This is a genomic window from Vibrio sinaloensis DSM 21326, from assembly GCF_000189275.1.
In the GTDB taxonomy this organism is placed as follows: Bacteria; Pseudomonadota; Gammaproteobacteria; order Enterobacterales; family Vibrionaceae; genus Vibrio; species Vibrio sinaloensis.
Map to the genome: position 1 here is coordinate 39,249 of NZ_AEVT01000060.1, position 12,230 is coordinate 51,478.

Here is a 12,230-nt window from a genome sequence, read left to right on the forward strand (position 1 = left end):
GCGTTACATAACTAAAAAATATTGGACCACCTACAGTGAACAAAAGGATCTGATTATGGGCTCTCTAAGACAAAAATGGGTAAGTGACCCAGCTTTCAAAATGTTTAAGAAAGTGCTGCCACCACTATCGAGCACGGAAAAGGAAGCAATGGAAGCGGGTAGTGTTTGGTGGGACGGAGAGTTGTTCTCAGGCCGTCCAGATTTCACTAAATTGCACCAGTACCCAACACCAACACTCAGCGCAGACGAACAAGCTTTTATGAACAACGAGCTTGAAACGCTGCTAGAGATGCTGGATGACCACAAGATCGTCAAAGAAGATCGCGACCTTCCGCCCGAGGTATGGGAATTCTTACGTAAAGAGCGCTTCTTCTCGTTGATCATCTCCAAAGAATATGGAGGCCGTGAGTTTTCATCATTAGCGAACTCGACCATCGTATCGCGAATAGCAACGCGCAGTATCAGCGCGGCTGTTTCGGTGATGGTACCAAACTCTCTGGGCCCCGGTGAGCTGCTGTCTCATTATGGTACTCAAGAGCAGAAAGATTACTGGTTGCCACGCTTAGCCGATGGTACCGATATCCCTTGTTTCGCGCTTACAGGACCAGAAGCTGGCTCAGATGCTGGTGGTATTCCTGATGAGGGGATCGTTTGTTACGGTGAACACGATGGCAAAGAAGTACTCGGTATCCGTTTAAACTGGAACAAACGTTATATCACCCTCGCGCCAGTCGCGACGGTATTAGGTCTAGCATTTAAGATGTACGATCCTGATGGCTTAATGGGTGACAAAAAAGAGCTAGGCATTACCTGTGCCTTGATCCCAGCCGACCACAAAGGTGTCGAGATTGGCGAGCGTCATGATCCGCTTGGTTTGGCCTTCATGAATGGTCCAACTCGTGGTAGCGATGTGTTCATCCCAATGGAATGGTTAATTGGTGGCCAAGACTACGCGGGTAAAGGTTGGCGTATGTTGGTGGAGTGTTTGTCAGCGGGGCGTGGTATTTCGTTGCCGGCACTGGGTACAGCGATGGGCCATTTAACCGCCCGCACAACGGGTGCCTATGCCTACGTGCGTAAACAATTCGGTATGTCGATTGGTAAGTTTGAAGGTGTCGCAGAGGCGCTGGGGCGCATTGGTGGTTTAACTTATCTATTGGAAGCGAGCCGTACTTTGACGACAACGTCTCTCGACCTTAAGGAAAAGCCAGGCATCGTTACAGCGATTGCCAAATACCATATGACAGAAATGGCTCGTGAAATCCTCGATGACTCAATGGATATTCACTCTGGCCGCGCGATTCAAGATGGACCTATGAACTATCTTGCGGCTCCTTACCTGGGTATCCCTGTTGCCATTACGGTAGAAGGCGCAAACATCCTAACTCGTAACCTTATGATCTTTGGCCAGGGTGCGACGCGTTGTCACCCATACGTACTGAAAGAAATGGAAGCGGCGGCCAACCCTGATGAAAAGCAAGGGGCTAAAGAGTTTGACGATCTACTGTTCAAGCACATTAAGCATGCAATGGGCAATACATTTGGTGCGTTTGGTGCGGCTCTAACAGGTTCTCGTTTTATTAAAGCAGACATGAGTGGACCGACTCAGCGTTACTACAAAGACATGACGCGCCTAAGTCGAGCATTAGCAGTCAGTGCCGATATCGCGATGGCAACGTTAGGCGGCGACCTTAAACGTAAAGAGATGATCTCCGCTCGTTTGGGTGATGTACTGGCTTATCTATACATGGCATCAGCAGCACTGAAGAAGTATGAAGATGAGGGGCGTCAGCAGCAAGACTTAGATTATGTTCACTATGCTGTGCAGCACTGTTTGTATCATGCGGCGAATGCACTGCAAGAAGCATTCACCAACTACCCTCAGAAAGCGGTAGGCCGTTTACTTAAAGTGTTGATATTCCCTATCGGCAACCACTTTGTTAAACCAAGCGATAACCTAACGGTTAAACTGGCTGAAAGCTTAATGACCCCGGGCGCTCATCGTGATCGTTTGACTCACCTGTGCTATGTCGGCAAAGATGAGAACGACAGTGTGGGCCTAATGGAAAATGCATTCTTAGCTATGTATGGCGTCAAAGCTCTTGAGCGAAAACTGATGCGTGCTGCTAAAGAAGGCAAGGTTGCGCGTAAAGGCCTACTTAAAGACAGATTGGCACAAGCGTTAGCTGCGGATGTGCTTACTCAAGAAGAGGTGGACCAAATTGTTGCAGCGGATAAGTTGCGCTACAAAGCCATCCAAGTTGACCACTTTAGCCATGATTTTAGTGAAGTTCGCACTCATGGTGAGATAAAGAAGGCCAAGGCAAAGTTAGATAGCGCAGCATAATTGTACAAAATGCCCGCTATTTAGAACTGAACATGAATGAAGCAAAGGCACCTATGATAGGTGCCTTTTTGTTGGGCAAAAAAACTGCGTTTACTGACAAACAGCTCCAACCACTTGCACTTTAGCGACATTTTTACAGAAATTAGATGCGATTTTATGTTGAACCTTTTATCCTAGCGGGGTTTTGTTAAGGAAGTTGAATATGATCATCAAACCTAGAATTCGCGGATTTATCTGTACTACTACGCATCCAGTAGGCTGTGAAGCTAACGTAAAAGAACAAATTGCTTACACAAAAGCACAAGGCCCAATCAAAGACGCGCCTAAGCGTGTACTTGTTGTTGGTGCATCAAGTGGCTACGGTCTATCTTCTCGTATCGCTGCGGCATTTGGTGGCGGTGCTTCAACTATCGGTGTTTTCTTCGAGAAAGAAGGCACAGAGAAAAAACCAGGCACAGCGGGTTTCTACAACTCTGTAGCGTTTGAAAAGCTAGCACGTGAAGAAGGTCTTTACGCGAAAAGCCTAAATGGCGATGCTTTCTCAAATGAAGCAAAAGAAAAGACAATTGAGCTGATCAAAGAAGATCTTGGTCAGATTGATATGGTGGTTTACTCACTGGCTTCTCCAGTACGTAAAATGCCAGAAACGGGTGAGGTGATTCGTTCATCACTAAAACCAATCGGTGAAACGTACACGTCTACTGCAGTTGATACAAACAAAGACGTGATCATCGAAGCAAGCGTTGAGCCAGCGACAGAAGAAGAGATCAAAGACACTGTGACTGTAATGGGCGGTGAAGATTGGGAACTTTGGATCAATGCGCTGTCTGAAGCGGGTGTTCTAGCTGACGGCTGTAAGACCGTTGCCTACAGCTACATCGGTACTGAGCTAACTTGGCCAATCTACTGGGATGGTGCGCTAGGTAAAGCGAAAATGGACCTAGACCGCGCGGCTACAGCGCTAAATGAGAAACTGTCTGTGACTGGTGGCACGGCAAACGTCGCTGTACTGAAATCAGTGGTAACTCAAGCAAGTTCGGCAATTCCGGTTATGCCACTGTACATTGCGATGGTATTTAAGAAGATGCGTGAGCAAGGTGTACACGAAGGGTGTATGGAGCAGATCTTCCGTATGTTCAGCCAACGCCTATACAAAGAAGATGGCAGCGCAGCAGAAGTCGATGAGAAGAACCGTCTTCGTCTAGATGACTGGGAACTGCGCGACGATATTCAGCAGCACTGTCGTGAGCTATGGCCACAGATCACATCTGAAAACCTAAAAGAGCTAACTGACTACGTTGAGTACAAAGAAGAGTTCTTGAAGCTGTTTGGCTTTGGCGTTGAAGGCGTTGATTACGACGCTGACGTTAACCCAGATTACAAGGCAGATTTCATCGCTATCTAATCAGACGCGTTAAATGAATAATAAAAAATCCGCAGTCATTACTGCGGATTTTTTGTTTCTGACACAGTGTTATTTAAACGTCGACCAGATTGGCGCGTGATCAGACGGTTTTTCGATACCACGCAGCTCATAATCGATGTCGGACTCAATACACTTCTCTGCTAGCTTTGCTGTGGCTAATACAACGTCGATACGCAGGCCACGGTTATCTGGAAAGCCTTTCGAGCGGTAGTCAAACCACGAGAAACGATCGTTTGCGTCTGGGTGAATCTGACGGAAAGTATCAACAAATCCCCAATCCAATAGTGTTTTCAACCATTCACGTTCTTCCGGTTGGAAAGAGCATTTACCCGTTTTTAACCAGCGCTTGCGATTTGGTTCACCAATGCCGATATCAGCATCGAGCGGGCTGATATTAATATCTCCCATCACCACCAATTGTTCATCATTACTGTGGTGGTCGTTCAAATAAGTCATCAAATCTTTGTAAAACTGGCGTTTGTAAGGGTATTTGGTTTCATGGCTGATGTTGTCCCCTTGTGGGAAGTAGCCATTAAGAATCGTGACTTTCTCACCGTTATCGTCTTCTACCGTTACCATGATCATGCGTTTCTGATGATCTTCGTTATCAGTAGGGAACCCTTTTTGTACAGAAATAGGTTCTTTTTTGCACAGCATGGCAACGCCGTAATGGGCTTTTTGACCATGGAAATAGACTTTATAGCCCATCGCCTCGACATCTTCGATCGGGAAAGCTTCGTCATGAACTTTGATTTCTTGTAAACCGATCACGTCTGGCTGATGTTTGTCGATTACTGCTTGCAGTTGATGCAGTCTGGCACGCAGACCATTGATGTTGAACGAGATGACTTTCATCCTGAATCCTTATTGTTGTTCTAAGGCGAAATTTATTTGATGGTATCACTTTCTGTCTGTCCAGACTAAATCAATCAACTTGATTGATTCGCATTAACACAATTGTAAACTTTTGATTGATATATCATCGCATTATGGTGTAATCAGTTTGTTAAATATTGTTCGCTGTTGTGTGGTTACATTAGGTATCTGCTTAAAAGGATGTAATATGCGAAACCTATCGGTTCAATGGAAGATCTCTCTTTTGGCAGGCTGCTGCTTGCTTCTTACCTCGCTCTCTCTGATTGGCTTTTCTGTTTTTAATGCGGTTTCAAATCAGCAATTGATCAAAGAGCAAAGCTCACGTTCCGTTCTCGAAAAATCAGAGCAACTTATCGAAACTCGTGCGTTACTCAACGCGACTGAAGTTGCGGAGTATTTGAATGAAGCGCTCTACCGAGCGGAAATGCTGGCCTCGAGCGCTTTGTTTCAAAAAACCAATACGGAAGAGAATTTTGGCGACAGTGAAGAGTTGCGTACAGCACTGGATGAGATGGTGCGTAAATCGGTGCTGAATTTCGATTCGATTCAAGGCGCTTATCTTGTCTTTGAGCCTAACCTGCTTGATGGTGAAGACGCGAATTACGAAGGTGCAGAGTATGTTGGCTCTAACGAAAAAGGGCGATTTGCACCGTATTGGAAAACCGCCAACAATGGTGAAAATGTTGTTGCCAATGTGCTGAGCGAGGTGGTGTTAGCTGATAACGGCAATAGTGAGCGTTTTTTCTGTCCGATTTCGAGTGGCAGCAGTTGTATTTCTTCACCAACTTTAATTGAACATGAAAACGGCAGCTTCTTAACGTCTTCTATCTCGGTGCCTATTCGTGTCGAAGACGTTTCGGTCGGCTTCTTTGGCATCGATCTTCGTCTTGATCCTCTTAAACAATTGGCGCTTGAATCTGACGCTAAGCTGTTTGATGGACAAGGTAGCATTGCGATTGTTAGCTTAGACGGTAGCTTGATTGCCAGTGATGACTCTGAAGCCCAGGTTGGGCAGGCGTTTAACAGTAAGCATGTTTCGGCGGATCAATTGACCGACCTGCTGTTTGGCCAAGAAGTTCAAACACTTTGGTCTGAAGATGGCCAATGGTTAACGGTGTTTGCACCCATCATGGTGGCAAATCAAACTTGGGGTGTGCTGTTTGATATGCCAAGAGCCAGTGTGCTAAAAGATGCTAACTTGCTCGATGCGATCATTAGCGAACAAGTCGAAGACAGCGTTAAAACGGAGATCATTGCTGGTGGTTTATTGGTGCTGTTTGGTCTCGCAACGGTGACTTTGATGGCGTCTCGTTTGGTCAAACCAATTCGCGAAGTGGTTGCTCGATTAGATGATATTGCGTCAGGTGAGGGGGATTTAACTCAGCGCCTTGAAGTGAAATCTAATGATGAGATTGGCCAATTGGCAAAAGGATTTAACCTCTTCCTAGGTAAACTGCAAGACACCATCAAAGACATTATCGATACCACGATGCAAGTGGCAACCACGACGGAACAATCTAAGGTCGCTGCGCAAAACACCAGTAGCAGTAGTGATGCTCAATTCAAAGAAGTGGATTTAGTGGCAACCGCGGCGGAAGAAATGACCCAAACGGCTGGTCTTGTGGTGCAAAATGCCGAAGTCGCAGTTCGTGAGGCTGAAAACGCCAATGAAGCGGCATCTGTCGGGCAGCAAGTGATTGAAGAATCTCAGCAGGAGATGGCTCGCTTGGTGGCTAGAATGACCGCTGCGGTTCCTGTGGTAGAAGAATTGGCGAAAAACAATGCTAATATAACCGACATTCTAACCGTAATTGAGGGCATTTCAGAGCAAACCAATCTGTTGGCGCTCAATGCGGCCATCGAAGCCGCTCGCGCCGGTGAACAAGGCCGTGGTTTTGCCGTAGTTGCGGAAGAAGTACGAAATCTTGCCAGCCGAACGCAATCTTCCGTTGGGGAAATTCGCGAAGTGATTGCGAATGTACAAACGGGTACACAGGATGTGGTAGAAGCGATTCAAGAGGGCAACGCATTAGCCAACGACTCTTCGCAACAAGTCGAAAAAGCGGTAGAAGAGTTGAGTCATATCTTCGCGGCCATTGCTTCCATCAGTGATATGAACAGCCAGATAGTGAAAGCGGCGGAAGAGCAGCAATCGGTATCAGGTGAAGTGAATCAAAGTGTAAGTAATATTCGCGACTTAAGTGCGCAGATCCTCTCTCAGGCTGAAGAATCTGAGACGGTCAGTGTCCAAATCGGAGAGCTGTCAAAGAGTCAGCAGCAATTGGTGAATCAGTTTAAAGTGTAATAAAAAGCCGCAGAAATCTGCGGCTTTTTAACATTTAATCTGGGTGACAACTTATGTTAGATACTCATTCAGTCTAGGTACCAGTAACCGAGATTGACCAACTGGGTGAGTAAGTTGATGCTACTTTGGTCGTTGATATTGATATGTTGCTCTGTCACGACATGATGGTTACATAGCCTATCTAATAGCTGCTCATCGCATAAGCTAAATTTATCGCCATTGATGTAGATGTCACTCTTGTTGTCTTGGTTGTACAAGGTTCTTAGCCCAGGCAACTTGATTAGTCCCCCTTGGGCATCTAGATGCTCGAAAACCTCTTCTTCACTATAAGGCTCTTCTGGTGGTGCAATGTCGAGCTGATGACGAGAGTGGCTTAAGCTGGTGGCGATAAAATCAGCAACGTCGCGTTCAGAGTTGAGAGCTGATTTAAGCATTTGGGTCAGAAGGGCAAGATCCGCCGTTTTAATCTCGCCATGATGTTGCTGGGTGCTCATCTCTGGGTTATGGAGATGCACGTCACCTTTATCATTGGCTAGTACGTAGTCAGCAAAGTTACTCAAAAGCTCTTGCTCTTTCGGTGAGCGATAGCCGATCGAGTAGCTCATACTTGGCTCTAAAGTGTTACCTTCATGTGGGAAACCTGGGGGGATGTAAAGAATATCGCCGGGCTCTAAAATTTCGTCGATAATCGCATCGAAGCCTTCAATTTGTCGCAGAGCGCTTGCTTGAATTGACTCTTGATATTGACCTCGATCCAAGTCGCCCACGCGCCAGCGGCGCTTACCGCTCCCTTGAATAATGAATACGTCATATTGGTCGATATGCGGGCCAACGCCGCCTTCAGGTGCGGAGTAGCACACCATGAGATCATCGAATAACCATTGAGGTAAGGAGTTAAAGGCGCTCACTAGCTCGGCAGAACCAGTATGCCAATGGTTACATGCCTGTACGACCAGTTGCCAATGGCTTTCAGTCAGTTCGGAGAAAAATGCTTCTTTGAACGGCCCGTGTTGCGCTTGCCACACGTTGTTATGATTAGAGACAAAACGGGAGTCGACTTCTTCTTCCATTGCTAATCCGGCAATCTCTTCGGGTGAGATTGGGTCGACAAAATCAACAAAGCCTTTCTTAATGACCGTTGGCTTTTTGTGCCAATATTGGGCCAGAAAATGATTCAAATCGAAGTTCAATTGATACATCAGTTGTTGTTCTCGATTTTACTTTCTAAATCCGACTTGACGATCTTAATCGCTTCCAAAGCAACTTTGGGATCCACTTCATTACTTTCGAGCAGGTAGATAAGGTCAACGGCGAGTTTTATTTCGTCTGGGGCTTGATCTAAGCCAGTAGAATTAGAGGACATCTATTGGTTTCTCTCTCGGTAAGTAATTTGGTTCTCTATTTTGAGTTTGGCTTCTTGGCAGCGTTTTAAACGTTGTTCCGTTGCCATTAACTCTTGTTGAGCCGCTTGTTGTTGAAATGGCGGGGCGTACTGGAGTGCTAACTCTTTGTCTTTGACCATTTCACGCAAGCGTCGTTCCCACTCTTGATGCTGCGATAAGTGCTGATACAGCTCGTTAATAGGTTTTTGAAAGTAGCTGCGATGCTTAGGCTCATTTTTGCGGATAGTGGTGGTGGCAAGCTCGCGCTGGATCGCGCTAATCTGGGCTAATAACCGTTCGGTTAAGTACTCGGCACGCAACGCTGTCAGTTTTCCCGCCGCTTCCTCACGCACAATACTGTCTAGGGTTGCTTGGGTTTCTTTTACGCAAGGAACCAGCAGTTTCGAGCGGCTGGCAAACAGTCGTTCGTCAAACAGTGGCAAGTGGTGCTCGCCACGTTTGCGATCAACCGCCGCTGCTTGCTGAGCTAGCTCTTGTAAAGTACCGGATAGTTGATTGATGCGACTCATAGATTGACGAACCAAGCCTCATAAGCGAGTTTAACTGCAAGAATGCTCACTACGGTAACAAACACAGGGCGAATGAACTTTGCGCCAAAGCGTATTGCTGAGTGTGCGCCAACAAAAGCGCCTGCCATTAAGCAAAGCCCCATGGTTAATCCTAGCAGCCAGTCGATGTGACCTAAAACAGCAAAAGTGACTAGAGAAGTAAAGTTGCTGGTAAAGTTCATCGCCTTGGATAAACCTGAAGCGAGCAAAATATTAAGGCGGTAGAGAGCCATTGAGCTGGCTGTCCAAAATGCACCAGTGCCTGGGCCGGCAACACCATCATAGAAACCGAGAATCAACCCCTGAGCATACTGCTTTTTGTTTAAAACAGGACAGGGCTGAGGCATTTCGTTTTTATTCGCATTGGGCGTTTTATGCCAAATGGTATAGATAGCCGCAGCAAGAATGATCAGGGGCAGTACTTTTTCTAGCCACTCTGTGCTGATCAAATCAACGAACAGAGTACCGAGTGTGGCGCCAATTAAGGTTGAGACAAAAGCTCGTTTCCAGCAACGCGGTTTAAAGAGCCGTTTTCTATAGTAGGTAAAGGCTGCCGTCGAGGAGGCAAAGGTCGCCGCGAGCTTATTGGTCCCCAGTGCAATATGCGGAGGGAGGCCCAAAGAGAGTAGCGCAGGTACAGTTAGCATGCCGCCGCCGCCGGCGACAGCATCAATAAATCCGGCAGCAAATGCGACTAAGGCCAACACCAACAACACGGTTGGCTCAAACAATTCCATAAAGTTATCTTTTTTATATGTGAGTTATGGGTATCAGACCCTAGTATTCTATCACTCGCTTGAAAGGCGGTAGGGAGTCAAGCAAGGATTTTCCGTAGCGTTTTGTTACGATACGTCGGTCAAGGATGATGACTTTACCAGAATCCCTTTCTTTGCGCAGCAGACGCCCGACAGATTGGATCAGTTTTTTACTCGCCTCTGGCACAGTAATCTGCATAAACGGGTTACCACCACGATTTTCTATATACTCTGCATGCGCTTGCTCTACCGGTGAGGTGGGAACGCCAAATGGAATTTTAGTGATGATCAGGTTTTCCAATAATTCGCCCGGTAAGTCTAAACCTTCGGAGAAGCTGCCCGTGCCAAATAGAATGCTGGTTTTTTTGCATTGAACTAAGGTTTTATGTTTCTTTAGTATTTCAGTTCGAGATTCTTGACCTTGAACCTGAAGTGCCCAGCCCTTTTTAACGAATAGTGTTGATAGTGCCTCTGCAACTTGATTCATCTGCCAATAGGAAGAGAATAAAACTAAGTTGGCTTGTTTGTCCTCAATTAAGTTAGGCAATATATCGATAAGATATTCCGTAAACTGAGGTGCTTGAGGTTCGTATTTCATTTTCGGCACACGCAGTTCTGCCTGATTGGCGTAATCAAATGGAGAAGCGAGTGCAAGAAATCGTACGCCATCTTCCGCTTTTTCACTAACCCCAGCTTGGCGGCAGAAAAAACTAAACGAGTTTAGCGCGCGCATGGTTGCCGATGTGAGTACAGCGCCGACGCATCGGCTCCATAATTGCTGGTCTAATTGCCAGCCCACCTCAAGTGGCGAGACGTTAACGATGAAATCACTCTCTCGTTCAGGGTTTACTTCTAACCACCTTGCTAACGGCGCCCCTTTTTCTCTCTGTGGCTCTGCCATCAACTGCCATACTGCGGCTAAGTTATCCATTCGTTGGATGTAGAACCCGAGCTCTGCCAGTGCGGGCTCCGCTAATCTATCGGCGACTTCACCATCTTTTACTCGCTCGGCAATTAAATCTGCGATTTTTCCCACTGCCTGTGCACCTTTTTGGCTGAGCTTTTTTAACTCTTTTGATTCTTCATCTAACCAACTTGGCAATTCTCCATTTTCAAATCGATAGATGTTCTCTTCAAAATGGCTAGGGTCGAACCGAGTTGCTAGCTGAGAAAGGGAAGGTATGAGTTGTTGAACCGAGTCTTGAAGCTCGTTACGGAATCGGCCGACTCTTTTTTCATCAGCTAGATTGGCAAATTTCGTCACTGACTGGTTGAGGCGCTCTAGCCATGCGGCTGCGCCCTTTAAACTCGCGGCCGCAGACGAGTGGTCTCGCGCAACATGAGGTAAGTGATGAGCTTCGTCGAACACGTAAATGGTATTTTCAGGCTCGGGTAGGATAACGCCACCCCCTAGATCCGCATCGGCCATTACTAAGCTGTGATTGGCAATAATGACATCGGCTTTGTCCATTTCAGAGCGCGCTTTTTGGAATGGGCAACCTCTATGCGCGGGCATGGTACCGTTGCAACTGTGCTTGTCGCTGACAATCAATTGCCAAATCTCATCGGCGATGGGCTTAGGCCAAGAGTCTCTGTCGCCATCCCATTTATTTTCCGCGAGCTTTTTGTACATCAATTCTAATTGGTCGATGTCTTTCTTTTTCGGTTTGCTTTCAAACATGGCCAACTGACCACCATCGACTCCCGATGCGGAGGCGAGTTTTTCCGCGCAACAATACCTTTGTCTTCCCTTCGCCAATAGAAAAGAAAACTCGCGGTCTGTGAGTCGTCTATATAGAGGGAGATCTTTATTTACCAACTGCTCTTGTAAAGCCACCGTTGCTGTCGAGATCACCACCTTGCGATTATTAAAAAGAGCAACAGGGATCGTGGCCATTAAATAGGAGAGTGACTTACCGATACCAGTCCCCGCTTCGGCGACAATGATGCGATTCGATTTGTGATATTCGCCACACAGTGTTTTAGCGATCTCTGCAACAAGATAGTTTTGCGCACGACGAGGTACAAAGTTTTCTAGCTGCGATTGCAGATTTTGATAGCTAGTGCGAATGGATTGTTGGATTTTACTGGTGATCATACTGTGCTCTCTGTAGCGGGAGAGGGATGATAGCACAGTTCTCTAAGCGCTACTCAGCTCACGAAATAGAATCCTTATTAATCAAATGTGGATCTTGTTCACAAAAAAAAACTGAACCATCAGCAACTTAGATTAATTTCTAAATGTAAAATATATATAACTCTACAACTTGGTGTTTGGTGGTTAAAAATTCTGGTATTAACTTTTTTTTAGCTTGTTTTTGGTGTTTATTGCTAGTGTTCGCTTTTTATTTCTTTTCAATATTATCTTGCTACATCCTATGAACTTGGTCGTAAATTATGCGCAAAATAATGCAAGCTATTGATTTCCATTGATTTTATTGTTTTTTTATAAGTTTTTTTAGATCATTTGACACGCAGGATAATCTTTTGCAATCTAGACCCCGCAATTTACATGGCGATGGCATCTGACCAACAAGAGTTCAGAGTCATCATCAAAAAACATAAAAGGG

The 12,230-nt window shown here is 46.0% G+C and carries 9 protein-coding genes; 3 read left to right on the forward strand and 6 right to left on the reverse strand.

Annotated elements, in window-relative coordinates; all coding sequences use genetic code 11:
- The first annotated feature begins 55 nt into the window (after positions 1–55).
- Positions 56–2,347: an acyl-CoA dehydrogenase gene (locus tag RH45_RS10650; RefSeq protein WP_008076899.1), complete on the forward strand. Its 2,292-nt coding sequence runs from the start codon at positions 56–58 to the stop codon at positions 2,345–2,347.
- 202 nt (positions 2,348–2,549) lie between these two features.
- Positions 2,550–3,752 (forward strand): enoyl-ACP reductase FabV, encoded by a 1,203-nt coding sequence (fabV, locus tag RH45_RS10655; RefSeq protein ID WP_008076901.1) that lies wholly within the window; start codon positions 2,550–2,552, stop codon positions 3,750–3,752.
- Between the two features lie 69 nt (positions 3,753–3,821).
- On the opposite strand, the gene xthA is transcribed toward fabV, so the two are convergent.
- Positions 3,822–4,628, reverse strand: coding sequence for an exodeoxyribonuclease III (gene xthA, locus RH45_RS10660; RefSeq protein ID WP_008076902.1), 807 nt, complete (start codon positions 4,626–4,628; stop codon positions 3,822–3,824).
- 208 nt (positions 4,629–4,836) lie between these two features.
- Here xthA and RH45_RS10665 point away from each other — a divergent pair, with 208 nt between their 5' ends.
- Entirely contained in the window at positions 4,837–6,954 is a 2,118-nt protein-coding gene (locus tag RH45_RS10665) for a methyl-accepting chemotaxis protein (protein ID WP_008076903.1), read from the forward strand.
- Between the two features lie 68 nt (positions 6,955–7,022).
- On the opposite strand, the gene RH45_RS10670 is transcribed toward RH45_RS10665, so the two are convergent.
- Genes RH45_RS10670 through dinG form a run of 5 tightly spaced genes read right to left on the reverse strand, consistent with a single transcriptional unit; the run spans position 7,023 to position 11,758 of the window.
- Complete coding sequence (locus RH45_RS10670) at positions 7,023–8,153, reverse strand: cupin domain-containing protein (RefSeq protein WP_008076904.1); 1,131 nt, start codon at positions 8,151–8,153, stop codon at positions 7,023–7,025.
- Positions 8,153–8,317, reverse strand: a complete 165-nt coding sequence (rsmS, locus tag RH45_RS10675; protein ID WP_008076905.1) for a pleiotropic regulatory protein RsmS — start codon at positions 8,315–8,317, stop codon at positions 8,153–8,155. Before rsmS ends, RH45_RS10670 begins: the two co-directional genes overlap by 1 nt.
- Complete coding sequence (locus tag RH45_RS10680; RefSeq protein ID WP_008076906.1) at positions 8,318–8,866, reverse strand: primosomal replication protein; 549 nt, start codon at positions 8,864–8,866, stop codon at positions 8,318–8,320.
- Complete coding sequence (locus RH45_RS10685) at positions 8,863–9,642, reverse strand: sulfite exporter TauE/SafE family protein (RefSeq protein WP_008076907.1); 780 nt, start codon at positions 9,640–9,642, stop codon at positions 8,863–8,865. Before RH45_RS10685 ends, RH45_RS10680 begins: the two co-directional genes overlap by 4 nt.
- 40 nt (positions 9,643–9,682) lie before the next feature.
- The gene (dinG, locus tag RH45_RS10690; protein ID WP_008076909.1) at positions 9,683–11,758 is read right to left on the reverse strand and encodes an ATP-dependent DNA helicase DinG; all 2,076 of its coding nucleotides are present in this window, start codon (positions 11,756–11,758) and stop codon (positions 9,683–9,685) included.
- Positions 11,759–12,230 lie beyond the last annotated feature (472 nt).